The 17532-nt window shown below is 67.4% G+C and carries 11 protein-coding genes; 5 read left to right on the forward strand and 6 right to left on the reverse strand.

All coding sequences use genetic code 11. The annotated features are described in order from the left end of the window. Positions 1 to 127 precede the first annotated feature (127 nt). A complete protein-coding gene (locus G7Y85_RS20690; protein WP_166259959.1) occupies positions 128 to 3520 on the reverse strand; it encodes a translocation/assembly module TamB domain-containing protein in 3393 nt (1130 codons plus the stop codon). Next, the gene (locus tag G7Y85_RS16710) at positions 3517 to 5253 is read right to left on the reverse strand and encodes an autotransporter assembly complex protein TamA (RefSeq protein WP_166259962.1); all 1737 of its coding nucleotides are present in this window, start codon (positions 5251 to 5253) and stop codon (positions 3517 to 3519) included. The genes G7Y85_RS20690 and G7Y85_RS16710 overlap by 4 nt, the downstream gene beginning before the upstream one ends. 128 nt (positions 5254 to 5381) lie before the next feature. On the opposite strand from G7Y85_RS16710, the gene G7Y85_RS16715 reads away from it, so the two are divergent. After that, entirely contained in the window at positions 5382 to 6173 is a 792-nt protein-coding gene (locus G7Y85_RS16715; protein WP_166259965.1) for a glutathione S-transferase family protein, read from the forward strand. Between the two features lie 285 nt (positions 6174 to 6458). Here G7Y85_RS16715 and G7Y85_RS16720 read toward each other — a convergent pair whose 3' ends face one another. Together G7Y85_RS16720 and ttcA are read right to left on the reverse strand one after the other, a co-directional pair. Continuing rightward, positions 6459 to 7484: a TraB/GumN family protein gene (locus tag G7Y85_RS16720; RefSeq protein WP_166259968.1), complete on the reverse strand. Its 1026-nt coding sequence runs from the start codon at positions 7482 to 7484 to the stop codon at positions 6459 to 6461. Further along, the gene (ttcA, locus tag G7Y85_RS16725) at positions 7481 to 8356 is read right to left on the reverse strand and encodes a tRNA 2-thiocytidine(32) synthetase TtcA (protein ID WP_166259971.1); all 876 of its coding nucleotides are present in this window, start codon (positions 8354 to 8356) and stop codon (positions 7481 to 7483) included. Before ttcA ends, G7Y85_RS16720 begins: the two co-directional genes overlap by 4 nt. Positions 8357 to 8507: 151 nt before the next feature. On the opposite strand from ttcA, the gene G7Y85_RS16730 reads away from it, so the two are divergent. The 4 genes from G7Y85_RS16730 to G7Y85_RS16745 all read left to right on the forward strand — a co-directional run bounded on the left by G7Y85_RS16730 (position 8508) and on the right by G7Y85_RS16745 (position 15576). Then, on the forward strand, positions 8508 to 10178 hold the full coding sequence (locus G7Y85_RS16730) for a serine/threonine protein kinase (protein WP_166259974.1): 1671 nt from the start codon (positions 8508 to 8510) through the stop codon (positions 10176 to 10178). Between the two features lie 95 nt (positions 10179 to 10273). Beyond that, the gene (locus G7Y85_RS16735; protein WP_166259977.1) at positions 10274 to 11866 is read left to right on the forward strand and encodes an OpgD/OpgG family glucan biosynthesis protein; all 1593 of its coding nucleotides are present in this window, start codon (positions 10274 to 10276) and stop codon (positions 11864 to 11866) included. A gap of 157 nt (positions 11867 to 12023) precedes the next feature. After that, the gene (locus tag G7Y85_RS16740; protein ID WP_366514992.1) at positions 12024 to 13505 is read left to right on the forward strand and encodes a metallophosphoesterase; all 1482 of its coding nucleotides are present in this window, start codon (positions 12024 to 12026) and stop codon (positions 13503 to 13505) included. 94 nt (positions 13506 to 13599) lie between these two features. After that, positions 13600 to 15576, forward strand: coding sequence for an alkaline phosphatase D family protein (locus G7Y85_RS16745; RefSeq protein WP_166259980.1), 1977 nt, complete (start codon positions 13600 to 13602; stop codon positions 15574 to 15576). Between the two features lie 23 nt (positions 15577 to 15599). On the opposite strand, the gene G7Y85_RS16750 is transcribed toward G7Y85_RS16745, so the two are convergent. Continuing rightward, on the reverse strand, positions 15600 to 17213 hold the full coding sequence (locus G7Y85_RS16750) for a POT-type proton-dependent oligopeptide transporter (RefSeq protein ID WP_166259983.1): 1614 nt from the start codon (positions 17211 to 17213) through the stop codon (positions 15600 to 15602). Positions 17214 to 17270: 57 nt separating this feature from the next. Beyond that, the gene (locus tag G7Y85_RS16755) at positions 17271 to 17528 is read right to left on the reverse strand and encodes a DUF167 domain-containing protein (RefSeq protein WP_166260509.1); all 258 of its coding nucleotides are present in this window, start codon (positions 17526 to 17528) and stop codon (positions 17271 to 17273) included. Between the last annotated feature and the right edge of the window lie 4 nt (positions 17529 to 17532).

The raw sequence follows: 17532 nt of genomic DNA on the forward strand, positions 1-17532 counted from the left end.
ATGACGCTGGATTGCGACTTGCGTCGCTCACTGCAAGGGGACCCGGAGCGACGTCAGGCGTTGCAGGCGCGGCGCGAACCGCGATTGCCTTTGCTGTCCAGGCCGCCGATCGCGACTTGCACCGCTGCTACTTGCGCTCGACCGTGTAGAGCAGGTCGCCGCCCGATTCGACACCGGTCTCGGTGCGTGCCTTGAAGCCGTGGCCGAGGTCGTATTGCATGCGAAAGGTATAACCCTGCTGGAACAGGCCGATGCCGTAACTGATGAACAGTTTCGGCGACAGGTATTTGCCGACCGTGAACATCGCCTGCTCGTTGCTTTCGCCGGGCTTGGCGCCCACCGTGATCTCGTCGATGCCGATCTTGCTGCCGAGCTGCTGCGCCAGCCATTCGCCGCCGGCGAGACCCAGCGAAGTCGCTGCGTTGCCCACCGCCGACTTGTCGTCCGCGCTCGCGGTATCGGCCAGCGGCCGGCCCAGCACCAGCCAGGCCAGTTGCTGCTGCTGCGGCATCGGCGGCGTCGAGAACAACTGGAAGTCCGGTTTGCGCAGGGTGCCACGCACGTACAGGCCGACCGTCACCTCCTCGGTCGGCTTTCGCGTCGCGCGCACTTCCAGCGCCGGCTCGGTAACCGGCCCGCCGCTGAAGATCAGCTTGCCGGTTTCGATCGTCAGATCCTGACCGTAGGCCTTGTAGTGGCCGTCGACCAGATTGATCTCGCCGCGCGCGCGCGTCGCCACGCCAGGCTGTTCGATCGCCTGCACGGAACCGCTCAGGCGTGACTTGAGGCCGAAACCTTCGAAATGCACGTCGTCGCCGAGCTTGAGCGTGACGTCGGCATTGATCAGCACATTGCGTTTCGGCTGCGCGCCCGGATCGTCGCCGACCATGACCTCGTCGCTGCTCGCCGAAACGCTGCCGTCGCCGAGCGACTTCGGCGTGATGCCGGCCTTGGGCACCGCGACACTGCCGTCGACAGCGAGCCGTCGGTCGGCGAGCGCGACATGCAGATCGGGCGACACCCAGACCTTGGCTTCGTTGGTGTTCATCGCCTGGAAGTTGTCGCCGCGCAGACGCAGATCGAGCTTCAGCGGATCGGCACGCGGGCTGACCGTGCCGGACAGGTGCACGCTGCCCTTGTCGGAACTGGCCTCGCCGTCGAGCTTGAGATCGCCGGCCGCGTCGGTATCGACCCGCAGACCGATGGCGCCGAGCGTGATGCCCGGCGTCACCAGCGCCAGTTCGCCGTCGGCCAGCTCGACACGGCCTTCGAACTGCGGACTTGCGAGCGTGCCGCCAAGCTGCAACTGGCCGCTGGCATGACCCTTGGCGCTGGACACTTCCGGCGTCAGCAGATGCAGCCAGGCCAGGTCCGGAAGATCGAGCTTGAGCGTGCCACCGAGGTGGCGCTCCATGAACGCGGCGCCGGCGGCAAGCGTCGCATCGGCACTGATCACGCCGCTGGCGAGCGGCAGGTTCAATTCGATCCTGGTGCCGTCCGCGCCGTTGTCGTCGATGCTCAGCTTCGCGGGCTTCAGTGCGATCGGCGGCAGACCGCCGACCTGCCAATGGCCGTCGCCGGTCGCGAGGTCGGCGCGCAGATCCTCCATGCCGTTCGGCCCGAACTCGGCATGACCGCTGGCCTGCAGCACGACATCGGCTCTGGCACCACCCGGCAGCAGAGGCTGCAGATAGGTCAGCGCGAAATCCGAGAGCGCGAAGTCGGCGCGCTGCTTGCCGCTCTCGTTCTTCAGGCCCAGGCAGGCGTTCGCATCGGCTGCGGTCCAGCACATCGGATCGAAGCTGAGCGTGCCGGCATCGAAGACGATCGCGGTCGGCTGCTTGAGCGTCCAGGCTGCCAGCGAGGCCGGCGTGAGCTGGCCGCTGCGCAACTCGCCTCGCCATGACGGCCGCTCGATGTCGAGCGCGCCATGCGCGGTCAGCGCGACGTCACCCTGCGCGCTGCTGACATCGAGCCGGATGTCGTGGTCGCCGGCCGGGCCGTGAATCGCCAGCGTCGCTTTCGGGATCGCCACGCCGACGTCCGCGTCGTGCAGGTCCAGGTCCAGATCCAGCTGCCCTTTCGGATCGACGTCGGCATTCAGCTGCGCGTGCTGCAATTTCATGCCGTGATAGCTCAGGCCGTCGACGCGCAGCCTGGCCGTGGCATGCGGCGCGCGCAGCGGACCGCGCGCACCGATCTGTCCATGCAGACTGCCGAGCAGTTCCGGCCAGGCATCGGCCAGGCGCGGCGCATCGACGTCGGCCTGCGCGTCGAGCGTCGGCAGCACCTGTCCCCTGGCCTTGATGACCGCCTGACCGCTCTGCAACTCCAGGGTTTCGAAACTCAGTCGATCGCCGCGGTACTGGCCACGGGTATTCAGGCTCAGCGGATAACCGCGCAGCGTCGAGTCGTGCAGTTGTGCAGTGAACCGCACATTCGGCTGGCCGTCGGCGATCGTCGTGTTCGCGTCGAAGCTGCCGTTCAGCACACCGGGCAGTTCGCTACTGAGCTTCTGCGGATGCAGATTGCTGAACTGCCCGGCACCGTCGATCCGCACGCCATCGTTCCAGCTGACGTCGGCCCTGGCGTGCAGTTCGCCGTCGAGGCCCCTGGCGTCGAGCTGCGCCAGATGCACGGCCGACAGCGAGCCGGTGCCGCGGGCCTGCAGCGAAACGGCAAGCTGTGGCAGCGTCACCGCGCCATGCAGATCGAACCGGTAATCGTCGAGCAGGCCGCGCCAGTGCGCCTCGCCGCCGCCGCTGTCGAGAGCGGTCGCCGCCGCATTGGCGGCATCCGGCGGCCATGCGATCTTCTGCCACTCGAGATGCAGATCGCTGGGCGTGTCGTAACCGAATACACCGTCGATGCTGGCGACGGCAAAGCCCTGCGTGTGCAGCGGATGCAGCTCGATCGCGTCCGGCCGCAGCGTCGCGATTCCGTCGAGGCGCGCATGACCGACCCAGGGGGTGGTGGCCTCCAGGCGTTCGACGACGACACGATCGCCGACCCAGCTTGCAGCCAGCGCGGCATCGTGGATCGTGATCGGTTCGCTGCCGGCGGGCACGATGACCAGCTCGCCGATGCTGGCGTCGTGCACGGCGATGGCCAGCGGCAGCCTCGCGATCGCGCCTTCGCCGGACGCCGGCGTCTGCTGCGGTGCGCCGGGCCTGAGCGCGAGCTGCACGCGCGTGGCGTGCAGGGCTGCGACATCGAGCCTTCGCCGCAACAGCTGGGTGAAGTCGGCATCGAGCTCGGCATCGTCGATCGCGATGTCGATGCTCGCGAGGTGCACTTCCAGGTGCTGCAGTTTGAGCGGCCCCCAGAGCGTGCCGTCGACACCTTCGGCAACCACCATGTCGTTGGTCACGGCGCTGGCGATGCGCAGACCGAGTTGCGCGCCGGCCGTGGTGAACGGCACGAATACCAGTGCGCCGATCAGCAGCGCCCCGACGATCCAGACCGTCGCGCGGCTGATCGCCAGGGCCAGCCACAGGGCATTCTTCAGGCGCGCATTCACAGGCCGACCCTCACGCCGATGTTGAGCCGGACCGGCGGCTGTCCGGCATCGAACGGGTGGCCGACATCGACGCGGATCACGCCGACCGGCGAGCGATAGCGCAGGCCGCCGCCCGCCGCGTAGTGAAATCCCGGTGCCGCGTCCGAGGACACGCCGCCGCCGTCGGCGAATGCGGCGACGCCCCAGTTGCCCCAGACGCGCGTCTCGATTTCGCTGCTGAAAGTGGTCAGGAAGTTGCCGCCGATGACCGCGCCATTGGAGTCCTCGGGGCCGATCGACTCGTAGTCGTAGCCGCGGATCGAATCGTCGCCACCGGCGAAGAAACGCTGCGACGCCGGGAGCTTGCCGAAGTTGCCGACCCAGTTGGCGCCGTACTCGTAACGCAGCAGCACCCGCGAACGGCGGCCGATCGGATAGGCGAGCTTGGCGGTTGCGTGGGCCTGCACGAAGCTGACCGTCGACAACAGATTGTGCGCGGCGCCGTGGACATCGGCGAAGATCGACCAGCCGCGCCGCGTGTAGATGGTGTCGTCCAGTTGCGAGCGGTTGATGCCGATGCCGGGCATCACCAGATCGGCGCTGGTGCTGTCCTCGCCCAGATGCGAATCCTCGTGCAGATACTTTAGATACAGGCGCCGCTGCCATTTGCCGGGCGAGCGCGTCAACCCGAAGCCGAAGCCGCGCAAGTCGCTGGAGCCCGATTTGTAATCCTGCTGGCCGATGTTGCCGGTGATCGAGAACAGCTCACCGGCCTTGGTGCCGAGCGGGATGCGGTACTCGCCCAGCGCTTCGGTCTTGATCTGCGACACCTGGGTTTCGAGATGCAGGGTATGGCCGCTGTCGTTGAGACGACGGAAATCGGCGCCGACCGAGCCGCGCAGGCCGGTATCGGTGCCGTACCCGATGCCGAAGTCATAATGCTGGCTGTTGCGCGGCGTGGTGTTGATCAGGATCGGCACCTTGCCGTCGACCGCGGCGTCGCGCTGCGTGAGGATTTCCACGCTGTCGAAATAGCCGAGATCGCCGAGCGCGAACTGCGTGTTGAGGATCACCTGCGGATCGTAGACATCGCCCGGCGTGATCGGCACGTAACGCCGCAGGAAGGCGTCGTCGAGCTTGCGGCCGTCCTCGACCTGCACGATCGTGAAGTCGCCGAAGCGATACTGCGGCCCGGTCTCGAAATGCAGCACCGCCTCGGCCGTGTTGTCCGACGGCTTCACGCGCAGTTCCGAGCGCACGTAATGCGCGTCGAGATAGCCCTTGGCGTAGGCAGCGGCGGTCAGGATCGCCTTGGCCTCGTCGTACTGGCTGTGCAGCAGCGGCTCGCCCTCCTGCAGCCAGCGGTGCATGCGTCGCAGTTGGTGATCGAAGTCCCTGGCGCCGTCGCCGCTGATGTCGATGTCGACCGCGGTCAGCTTCATCTGCGGTCCCGGATCGATCGTGTAGGTCGCCCGCCAGTTCGGCGCCTGACCTTCGAGCCGGGCATCGATGAACGGGTTGTAGTAGCCGAACGGCCGCAGCGATTCACGCAGCTCCGGGCCGGCCTGACGCTGCAGACGCTCGACCGTCGCCTGGTCGAGATCCTTGCGGTCGGCAGCGTCGCGAATGCTCAGATAGGCCTCGGCGTTGTGCTTCAGGGCACCGCTGACGCCGTCCACCTCGACGTGAATGCCCGCCGCCGCCAGCAGCGGCCAGCACAGCAACACACCGGGAAGAAAACGAAGACGCGTCACAGAGGGTCCGGAGCAGCCCTTTACGGGCGGGGGCAGAGGCGCAGTATTATCCACATGCCCGGTCGACAGTTCTGCCTGCGAGCAGCTGCTGACCGCATCGGGCAATGCCACGGAAAGGAAGTCCCCCGATGAATCCGATGACGCTTTATATCGGCAGCAAAAGGCTGTCGTCGTGGTCGCTGCGGCCCTGGCTGCTGATGCGACATCACGAGTTGTCGTTCGCCGAATCGGTGATCAGCCTGGACGCACCGGATACCCACGCACGCATCCTCACGCACTCACCCAGCGGTCGCGTGCCGGCGCTGGTCGACGGCGATATCCGCGTCTGGGAATCGCTGGCAATCTGCGAATACGTGGCCGAGACCTGTGCCCTGCCGCGTGCCTGGCCGCTGCTGCCGGCCGCCCGTGCGATGGCACGGTCGATCTCGCAGGAAATGCACGCCGGCTTCGCCGATCTGCGCCGCGAATTGCCGTTCAACGCCTGCCGTGAACCGGAGCGCACCTCCATCTCGGTTGCCGCGGAAGTCGACATCAAGCGCATCCGCCAGCTGTGGCGCGAAGCGCGCCGCAACTACGGCACCGACGGCGAATGGCTGTTCGGAAAATTCGGCATTGCCGACGCGATGTATGCGCCGGTCGCCCTGCGTTTCTTCATCTACGACATCCCGCTCGACGGCATCGAGCGCGACTACATGCACAGCGTGATCATGCATCCGGCCGTTCAGCAGTGGATGGAAGCGGCGACGCTTGAACACCCGGGCGGTGAATCGACGCTGGACCGCACTCAGGAAGTGCCGGCTGCCGCAACGGCGGCCGCGTCCGGACCGGCACAGGCCTCGGCGATTTCCGCTGCGGCCGCCGCAATCAAGGCCGGCGCCGCGCTCCCGAAAGTCCGCTCGTTCCAGTTGCCCAGCGACTGAATCGCCGTCGCCGCGCTAGGGCCTGTTAACGCCATGGACGATCGCTGCGTTGCTGCCAGAAATCACGCCAGGCAAGGCAGGAGCCGCAGGGCTTGGTGGCGCCAAGCGCAAGGCTCGTAACGCCGCATGGCGCGATTGCTGGCGCAACCCGAATGGGGCGGAGGCCGTTTTGGCGCAGGGCGGCGTTGCCAGCCGCTTGCCTGGCGCGACCAGGCGGCGCGGCTGGCGCCTTGCCCTGCGCCAAAACGACCTCCGCCGCAGCGATTGCCATCGCGTTAACAGGCCCTAGTCGTGCGGCACGGCGGCCGGTGGCACCACGCTCAGGCTGCTGTCGAGTTTGAGATCGAGCGGCACGCCGGCAGGTGCATCGACACGGCGCACATCGAAGCCGCGCAGGCGCAGCGCCGGTACGAGGCCGTCCGGGCCGACCAGATGGGCGGCGCCGACGATGATCATCTGCGAACCCGGCAGCTTCAGCCGTGCCGCCAGCACCGGCAGCCACGCGCGATTGCGCGCGGCCAGCAGGCGTTCGTACAGGGCCGGATATTGCTGCTTCATGTCGATATCGAGTTGCTCGACGTAGCCGATATCACCCGCTCTCCAGGCATTCAGCAATGCCGTCGGCTGCTGCCGCGGATCGCCATCCTCGTCCAGCACCGAAGCCAGGAAGCGGCGGCCCATGTCGGCGTCCATTTCGGTGAACAGGCGCAGGTGCTCGCTCGGCGCCTCGAACCAGGCGACCGTCTTGTTGTCGTTCGCGGCCCGCGCGTAGAAATACTGATCGAGACCGGTTGCGGCGTCGAAGCCCTGTTGCTGGAACGAGAAGATTTCCAGCGTCATCGCACAGAACCAGGCCGCGTACGGATCGCAGACCGTGTCCGCAAGCCCGTAACGGCGCGCGCGCGCCTGAACGCGCTCGTACAGGGCCGGCGGGATTTCGTCGCGCAGCCCCTTGCCGCGCGCGGCCGCCAGCACGTCGCGCTGCATGGCCGGCGCATCGAGCGCGCCGAGGTCGCTTTCGAACACCAGGGTGTCGGCACCAGCGTAGGCCTTGTCGAGCGCCGGTGGCAGCGGTTGCACGGACTTCGGCAGCAGATGCACCGAGCCGAGCAGGTAGTGCGTGACATTGCCGACGGAGATCTGCCACAGGAACGGCGCCGGCGAGGCGACGACCGTGTCTGCGGTCGGGGGCGCCACCGCGCCTGCCGGCGCGGCATTCGGCGTTGGCGCCGGCGCCTGGCTTGCCGCTGTCTGCGCCGACACGACGCCGGAGCTCGCGAACAGCAACAGCAGCGCGGCGATGAACTTCATGATGCCGCGGTGCCCGATTCAGGCATCAGCCAGTCGATTGCAGTGCCGACGTCGCCGCCGAGACCGGCAAAGTCGAACAGCCTGGGATCGGCCAGCTGCGACGGCGCGACATTGGTCAGCGCGGCGAACACCTGTTCGATGCGTGCCGGATGCTCCTTTTCCCAGGTTTCCATCATGCGCCGCACCTGCTTGCGCTGCAGCTGTTCCTGCGAGCCGCAGAGATTGCAGGGGATGATCGGGAATTCCTTGAGCCGTGCGTACTCGGCGATGTCGCGCTCGCGGCAGTACGCCAGCGGCCGGATGACGACGTTGCGACCATCGTCGGACTGCAGCTTCGGCGGCATCGCCGACAGCTTGCCGCCGTGGAACAGGTTGAGGAAGAACGTGGCGACGATGTCGTCCTTGTGATGCCCGAGCGCGATCTTGGTGAAGCCGTTCTCGGCCGCATACGTGTACAACGCGCCGCGGCGCAGCCGCGAGCACAGCGAGCACATGGTCTTGCCTTCCGGAATCACGCGCTTGACGACCGAATAGGTGTCCTGCTCGATGATGTGGAACGGCACGCCGACCGCCCGCAGATAGTCCGGCAGCACGTGCTCCGGAAAATCCGGCTGCTTCTGGTCGAGATTGACGGCCACCAGCTCGAACTTCACCGGCGCCTTGGCCTGCAGCTGCACGAGCATGTCGAGCATCGTGTAGCTGTCCTTGCCGCCCGACAGCGCGACCATGACCTTGTCGCCGTCACGGATCATGTTGTAGTCCATGATCGCCTGGCCGACCTGGCGACGCAGGCGCTTGGCGAGCTTGTTCTGCTCGCGGCGTCCTTCCGGCAACACGAACTGGACGGGAACTTCGGCGACGACAGCGGACATCGTGCAACTCGGTGATCAGGCTGGGCGGCATTGTCGCACGTCGCACTGAGGAATCGACCGGATAGGGCCGGACCCGGCTTTTGCCGACAATCGGCACATCGGCCGGGGGGCGTCTGCGGACGACCGGCCATCGTCATTGGGGAACCATTGCATGGACGCAACACTGTGCGCGCCGCTGGCGCCGGGCACACGTGTCGGCGGCTGGCAGATCGCCGGCCTCGTGGAACGCACGCCTTACCTCTGCCGCTACCGCGCCGAAGACGGTCGGCGGCGCGTGATCCTGCAGGAATTGCTGCCGCAGGCCTTCGTGCTGCGCGATGGCGACGGCATCCAGCCGCACGATCCGGAAGACCGCACGACCCTGCGCTGGTGGCTGCGCGCCTACCTGGATCGCGCGCACGCCTTTGCGGCACTGCCGCTGCCGGGCATGGCGCAGGTCTTCGACGCCTTCGAAGCCAACGGCACCGCGTACGCGGTGCTCGAGCCTTTGCAGGGCGAAGCCCTCAGCGAGCGCCTGCGGATGCGCGGACTCATGGCCTGGGACGAATATCTGGTGGCGCTGCGCCCGGTCGTCGATGCGTTGACCCGTCTCCACGCGCAGAATCTGGTGCTGCGCGATCTGAGCCCGGCACAGCTGGTCCTGCGCAGCAACGGCACACTGGCGATCAGTGCGTTCGGCCCCCTGCGCGCGGCGGTGCGATTCCGGCGCCAGACGCTGATTTCGACGCTGCCGCGCGCGTACGCCGCGCCCGAGGAACTCGGCGCCGGCGCGGCGATCGGTCCCTGGACCGATCTCTACAACCTCGCCGCCAGCAGCGCCCAGGTGCTGGCCGGACGTACGCCGGTCGACGGCGATCCGGCGTCCCTCGCCGACCTGTTCACGCTACCCGATCCGATGCCGGCCGCCACCCGCGCCGTGTTGCAGGCGATGCTGAACCCGGTCGCCGAGCAACGCCCGGCCGCCGGTGCATTGCTGCGCAGTCTGCCGGGCAGCGACGTGGCCGCGCCGTTCGCCGGCGAAGCCGGATCGGGTGCCGCGGCAACGACGGCGCCGCTCGCACGGCGCATCGGTCTGGTCGCCGTCGGCGGAATCGCAGTGCTCGGCCTCGCCCTGTGGCTGTGGCTGCGCACGCCGGCGCCGGAAGCAGAACCCGCGGCCAGCACCGCGAACGCGCTCACGACGGCGCCGGTCGCGACAACACCCGCTACGGAGCCTGCGGCGCCGGTCGCGCCGGACCGTGGCGCGTCGCTCACGGCCGTGGCGGAGACGGCGCCGGCAAGCACCCCGAGTCCGGCGGGCACCGGCACCGCCGCGAAAGCCACGGCCGCGATACCGGCACCGCGCATCGCGACGGCCAGTCCACCGCCGGCCGCCGCCGTCACCAGCACCGGCGTACGCGCGTCGGACGCCGCTGCCTCGCCACCGATCACGCACCCGGCCGCAATGCCGGAAACCGCATCCGTCAAACCGGACAGCGAGCGTTTCGCCGTACCGAACGCACCGCTCGCGGTCACCATCACGACCCCGACGCTGAACGTGGCCCCGGCGAGCAAACCCGCCGTCGACGCGCAGGCCGAACGCCAGCGACTGGCCGCCGCGCACGCCGCGGAGCTGGCAGCGGAACGCAAGCAGTGCAAGACGCCGATCTCCGCACTGCTCGGCGACCGCCCGATCACCTACGCCGATCTGTCGACGATGAAGGGAGTCGAGCATGACAGTGGCGGCCAGCTGCGGCTGCCACACGTTGCCACCGACGACGGTCGCCACGTGTCGCTGCGCGTCGATCCGCACGGCTGTGTGGTCGACGTGCACGTCGACTGACATCGCGGTCAGACCTGGTTCATCATGCCGCCGGTAAAAACGCTCGGCGCCATGACCGACCCATTTCCGACCCTCGCCACAGGACGCTGCGACGCATGCTCAGCCGCCGCCGATTCATTGCTGCCTCGACCTCCGCCGCCGCGCTTGCCGCACTCGGTCTCTCGCCGTCGGCGCTGGCCGCATCCGGCCTCAAGCTCGGCAAGGCGCGGCCGTTCTCGTACGACGCGTTGATCGCGCAGGCGCGCGCGCTGGCCGCCGCCGGCTACGCGCCGCCCCCGGTGCTGTCGCGTTCGGTACTCGAACGCATCAACTACGAAGAGCACGGCAAGATCAAGTTCCGGATCGACGACGCGCTGTTCGTCGACGGCCCGGGCGCCTACCCGGTGACCTTCTTCCATCTCGGACGCTACTTCCAGACGCCGGTGCACATGCACGTGCTCGACGACGATGCGCACAGCGCACGCGAAATCATCTACGACGCCGCGTACTTCGACATGCCCGCCGACAGTCCGGCGCACGAATTGCCGAAAGGCGCCGGCTTCGCCGGCTTCCGCTTCCAGGAAAGCCGCTACGGCGACCAGAAGACCTTTCCGTGGCAGAAGGACGACTGGGTGGCGTTTCTCGGCGCCTCGTATTTCCGCGCGATCGGCGCGCTCGCACAGTACGGCCTGTCGGCGCGCGGCATCGCGCTCGACATCGCCGAACCGGACCGGCCCGAGGAGTTTCCGTCGTTCACCAACTTCTGGTTCGTGCCGCCGGCGAAGGGCAGTGATCGCGTGACCGTCTACGCACTGCTCGACGGGCCGAGCATCAGCGGCGCGTACCGCTTCGACATGCAGCGCGAGACCGGCGTGGTGATGGACATCGCCTGCTCGCTGTTCCTGCGTCGCGATGTCGCGCGCCTCGGCCTCGCGCCGGCAACCTCGATGTTCTGGTTTTCGGAAACGATCAAGCAAACCGCGATCGACTGGCGTCCGGAAGTACACGACTCCGACGGCCTGGCGATGTGGGCCGGCGACGGCGAACGGATCTGGCGCCCGCTAAACAATCCGCCGCGGACCATGGCCTCCGCATTCAGCGACAAGACCCCGAAAGGCTTCGGCCTGCTGCAGCGCGACCGCGTGTTCGATCACTATCAGGACGGCGTCTACTACGATCGCCGGCCGAGCCTGTGGGTCGAACCGCTGGGCGACTGGGGCGAGGGCAGCGTGCAGCTGGTCGAGATCCCGACCGACGACGAAACCAACGACAACATCGTCGCGATGTGGGTCCCGAAGGCAGCCGCCAGGGCCGGCAACGAATATCACCTCAAGTACCGGTTGCACTGGGAAGCCGACGAGCCGTATCCGACCCCGCTGGCGCGCTGCGTCGCGACCCGTCTCGGTCGCGGCGGCGAACCCGGCAAGCCGCGCCCGCAGGGCGTGCGCAAGTTCGTCGTCGAGTTCAAGGGCGCGCCCCTGGAGACGCTGGCCTACGGCGTCAAGCCGGAGGCGGTGCTGAGCGCCTCGCGCGGCACGTTCTCGTACGTGTTCACCGAAGCGGTGCCGGACGGTGTCGCCGGTCATTGGCGTGCGCAGTTCGATCTGACGGTCGACGGCAAGGAGCCGGTCGACATGCGCCTGTACCTGAAGCACGGCGACCAGACCCTGTCGGAGACCTGGCTGTACCAGTATCACCCACTGGCCTGAGTTCGCCGCGCCGTCGAGGCTTCACCGCCGCGACACATTCGATCGCTACCGTCGGCGGTCGACGCGGTGCACCTCGGCGGCGCATCGCGTCTTCCCTGCCACGGTTCGAGCCGCGCGTTGATGCCGCGTGGCGCGCGGACCTTTTCGAGACGCCGGCGTGCCACGCAATCCTGACGAAACCGAGCAGCCGCTGCCCGACGGCAAGCGCCGCGCCTTGCTGAAAGCCGGTGCCGGCGCCTTGCCGTTGCTGTTGTTGCCGGGCTGCGGCAGTGGCAGCCATCCGTCGACCGGCGGTGGCGGCAGCCTCCCGCCGGGCACGCCGGCCATCACGCCGCGCGGCCTGCACGTCAGCTTCACCGGCGATCCGCAGACGACGCGCACGCTCAGCTGGTTCACCGATGGCAGTGTTGATCCGGGCGGCGTGATCGAATACGGTCCGGTGACGCCGGACATGGACGCGCGCGCGATCGCGACCGCCGCGTTTCCGTCGCGCGCCGAGGGCACGGCAACGGCGACTTACGGAGTCGATGCCCTGACGCACCGCGCCACCGCAGCCGATCTGCCGGCCGATCTGCCGTTGCGCTACCGCGTCGGCTCGGCGCAGGGCTGGTCGGCCGTGCAGCTGCTGCCGGCTGCGGCCGGCGAGAACTTCCGTTTCTGCCATTTCGGTGATCACGCGCAGAACGACGCCAGCCGTGCGGTGCGCGACGGCGTGATCTCGCGCGCGCCGGATTTCACGATCATCGCCGGCGATCTCGCGTACGCGAACGGCGAGCAAAGCCTCTGGGATTCGTACTTCGACATGCTGCAGCCGCTGGCCGCGCGCATCCCGATCATGACCGCGCCGGGCAATCACGAGGCCAAGGACGGCGGCGGCCAGGGCTACAGCTCGCGCGTCGCGCAGCCCGGCAAGGGCACCTACTACAGCTGGCAGTACGGGCGTGTGCACTTCGTCCATTCGACCGGCGGCTCGCTGCTCGGCAGCGATGCGGCGTCGGCCGCGGCGCTGGTCGACGAACTGCTGTGGCTGGAACTGGATCTGGCGAGCGCGGCGCTGCAGCGCGCCGCCGGCAGGATCGACTTCATCGTCTTCGTCCAGCACTACACGATCTGGACCGACGACGACGGTCGCAATCCGGCGAACTTCGAACTGGTCGCGCTCGAAGAACAGTATCTGCTCCTGTACGGCGTCGACCTGCTGCTGGTCGGTCACGACCACATCTACGAGCGCTCGAAACCGATGGCGCTCGGACTGCCGCTGCCGGGCGGCTACGTGCAGGTCACGCAGGGCGGCGGCGGTCAGGACCTGTACAGCGTGCTGGCGAATCCGGCGAGCTGGTCGGCAATGGCGGTGGCGCGTCACGCCTTCACCGAGTTGAGCGTCGAAGCGGGTCGCATCAAGGGCACGACCTGGGCGGTCGATGATGCGTCGAACGAGCTGCGTCGCGACGGTTCGCTGGAGTCGATCGACCAGTTCGAGATCGTCGCACGCGGCGCCACCGCCAGCGCCGGCTTTGCCAGGTCGGCACGGCCACGCAGCGCCGTGCTCGCCGACATCGATGCAGTCATCGCCCACACGCGCCAGCGCAATGTCCTGCACGATCTGATCGAGATCGGCGGCGAGCATCTCGGGCCGTAAGCGGACACTGGCTCGATTTCCCATCGTGGGCACCCGCCGCGCAACCGTATGATCGCTGCCGGCCGCATGCCGTTCGCAGCAGGGGGAACATGAGATGGCGCCACCGATTGATCGACGCGATTTTCTCAAGGGCGCAGCCGCACTCGGCGTGCTGCCGCTGACCGGTACGCTGGCCGACTGCGGCGGCGCTCGCAGCCCGGATGGCAGCGGCGACTCGTCCGGCGGCGATCTGCCGGGCAATCTGAACGAAACAGCAGACTTCGATTTTCCGCTGGCGCTGCCGTTGCCGTTCGCGCACGGCGTCGCCAGCGGCGATCCGCTCAAGGATCGCGTCATCATCTGGACGCGCATCACCGAGACGACACCGTCGGCGAACACGATTCCGGTGCACTGGTCGGTATCAACGACACCGGATTTCGCGCGCGTGCTCAAGTCCGGTACACAGATGACGAACGCGGCGCGCGACTGGACCGTCAAGGTCGACGTCACCGGCCTGGCGCCGGCGACCAGCTACTACTATCGCTTCGCGGCCTTCGGCCGGAGCTCGATCGTCGGCCGCACGCGCACCGCGCCGGACACGGCAGTCGATTCGATCCGCTTCGCGGTGCTGTCGTGTTCGAGCTACTGGTCAAGCTACTGGAGCGGCTTGTCGCATATCGCCGATCGCAATGATCTGGATCTGGTCGTGCACTGCGGCGACTACATCTACGACTTCGTCGACGAAGACGAGACCGTTCGCGCCCGCAAGGATCGGAAAGACACGGCGCTGCCCGACTATCGCGACTGGCTCGACATCGGCGAACTGCGCCGTCGCTACGCGCTCTGGCGTTCGGATGCGAACAATCTGCGCGCGCATCAGCAGCATCCCTGGTTCATCGTCTGGGACAACCACGATCTAGACGAGGACTACGGCAACGAACTGCCGACGCCGCTCGACGGCCAGAAGAGCACGACGACGCTCGCGCAGACCACGCAGGTGTTCTGGGAATGGACGCCGTCGCGGCCGGTCAGGGCCGATGGCTCCGGCGACTTCGTGCTCGTCGACGACGGTTCGTATCCCGAGCCCGAAGACAGCCAGCTGGTCTGGCGGCGCCTGCCGTACGGACCGCTGCTCGACGTCTTCGGCGTCGACACGCAGATCGGCCTGCCGGGTCACGGCCTGACGATGGACGCCTCGCACCTGGCTGCCGGCAACAGCCTGATGGGCCGCAGGCAGTTCGAATGGCTGACCACGGCGATGCAAGGCTCGGCGCAGGCCGGCGTGACCTGGCGCTTCGTCAACAACCAGACCTGGTTGGCGCCCTGCGATACCCCGGATGTCATCGACGGCCTGCCGTCGTTGCCGAAACTCGGCATCAGTCGCTGGAGCGATTACCCGGAAGAACGTGCGGCGCTGATGCAGTACCTGCGCGGCGACAACGATGCGTCCTTTCGCGTGCGCAACAACATCGTCGTGTCCGGCGACGTGCACGGCAACTTCGGCTCCGATCTGATCGAAAGCCCGGCGCTGCTGAGCAACTACGTGCCTGCCGCGCCGCTGCCGAACCTGCGCCAGGGTTCGACGGCGGCGAATTTTCCGGCAGGCTTCGGTCGCGCCGGCACCGGCAATCCCGGGCCGCTGAATCTGCGCGCCGCGTCGGTCGGCGTCGAGTTCGCGCCGACCTCGATGGGCCGCGGCGGCGGCGACGAGATGCTCGCCAACTGGCTGCAGCTGCCACCGGGTTCGGCACCCACCATCGTCGGCACGCGCGCGCTCGAAACCGCGCTGATCACCGCCAACAAGAACGTGCAGTTCATCGAATGGGTCGACCACGGCTACGGCATCGTCGACATCAACAGCGAGCGCGCACTCTTCGAATACTGGTGGCAGGACAAGCTGACGCCGGATTCACCCGATGTGCTCGGCCGGCAGATGGTGGCCTGGGCACAGCAGGACACGAATCGTGCGGTCGCGCGTTTCCAGGACCAGCTCGACGACGTCAGCGCGCACGGCATGCCGGTCGCGGCCAGCTCGGGCACGCGGAGCGCCGAACCAGCGCCACTCGACCCGAGCGTGTTGCAGCCGCGCTGAACGCCCGGTGGTGCGGTGCAGCCTCAGTGCTCCTCGGCGAGCGCCTCTGCGTCCGAAGCGTCGGCCACGCCGCGCACGAAGGTGCGCTCGCGGTAGAAGATCGCGACGAAGATGAACAGCAGCGCGCCGCCGCTCATCACCGCCGTGAAGAACAGGAAGTACATCGGCCCGACCAGCGCGTAAGTCGAGACCTGCGCCGCACCGGAATTGAACTGGCCATCGCTGGCGATGGGTTTGCGGTGTATCGCATCCATCAACCGCACGCGGCCGGCGGCAGCATCAACCTCGGCGACCATGAAGGTGCCTGCCAGCGGCTGCGGCTGGTCGTCGACGGTCACCGTCACGCCCGTGTCGCCGGCGAAATCGATCTTCTGGCCGACGACCATCTTGCCGGCGTCGGCGAGCGAAACCCAGGTCTGATCACCGGTTTCGACCGAACTCGCCTGCAGCGGCTGGACCATCACGTCGTTGACGACCGCCGTGAACAGATTGCCGACACTGGTCGACAGCAGGAACAGCGCCATGATGAAACTCTTCATGCGCAGCGGCGCCTGCTTGTAGCTGAATTCGAGCGCGGTGATCGACACCAGCACTTCGGACGCGGTGAGGATCGCGTAGGCCAGGATCTGCCACCAGATGCTGACGACATGCCCGGCCTGGATGCGCGATTCGATCCAGGCGATGACGATGAACGACGATGCGCAGACGAACAGGCCGGCGGCGATCTTGCGCAGCGGCGTGATGGTGACGAAGCGACCGACGAAGGGATAGATGCCGTAGCTGAACACCGGCACCAGCATCAGGATGAACAGCGCGTTGACCGACTGGATCTGCGCCGGCAGCACGTCGAAGGAGAACAGGCCGAAGACATTGATGTGCTTGTCCATCAGATCCGACTGCGCCTGCAGCACCCAGGTCTGGCCGTTGGACTGCTCCCACAGCGACCAGAAGAACGCGACGAACAGGTAGATCAGCAGCAGCCGCAGGATGATCGACAGGCCGTCCTTCGAGAACACGTCGCGGAGCCAGGCCTTGCCGGCCGGCGGCACGACCGCGAAGTTGCGGCGACCGAGCCAGAACACCAGCGTCGCGAACGCCATCATCACGCCGGGCAGGCCGAACGCGAATTTCGGCCCGTAATGCGGCAGCAGCCAGGGGCAGGCGATGATCGAAATCAGCGAACCGGCGTTGATCGACAGGTAGAACCACGAGAACGCCCGCTCGATCAGGTGCTGGTTGGCGGCGGTGAACTGGTCGCCGACATTGGTCGACACGCAGGGCTTGATGCCGCCGGTGCCGAAGGCGATCAGGCCGAGACCGAGCGCGATGCCGGCGCCGTCGCTGCTCAGCGCGAGCATCGCGCAGCCGATCACGTAGACGCTCGAGAAGATCATGATCGTCTTGAACTTGCCGAGGAAGACGTCGGAGACGATCGCACCGACCAGCGGGAAGAAGTACGCCGCCGACTTGAACAGCGACTGCCAGCTGGTCGCCTGCGCGTCGCCGAAGTGCAGGAAGTTGACGAGATAGACCGACAGGATCGCGTTGATGCCGTAGTAGCAGAAACGCTCGGCGAACTCGTTGGCGACGATGTACGGAATGCCGGCTGGCATGCGGCTGTTGCGGGTATCGGTCATGAGATTCACGGTCGGCGGTAATGGGAATGCGGTCGGCCCGGCGGCCGACAGCGGAGTCTAGGCAACGAAGCCCGGCAGGCGCCTGAGGATTTCTCCGTCGTCGAGGCCGGTGATGTCGAACAGTTTCTGGCTGCGGGTATCGCCCTGCAGCAGCGTGATCGCGGATTTCGGCAGCCGCAAGGACCTCGCCAGCAGCGCCTGCACGGCGGCATTGGCCTTGCCGTGCTCGGGGACGGCGGTAACCGCCACCTTGAGCATCGCGTCGTGCCAGCCGAGTACGGCATTGCGCGAAGCCCTGGTGCCGACTTTCACCATCAGC

The sequence above is a fragment of the Solimonas terrae genome (genome assembly GCF_011067135.1).
Classification (GTDB): Bacteria; Pseudomonadota; Gammaproteobacteria; order Nevskiales; family Nevskiaceae; genus Solimonas; species Solimonas terrae.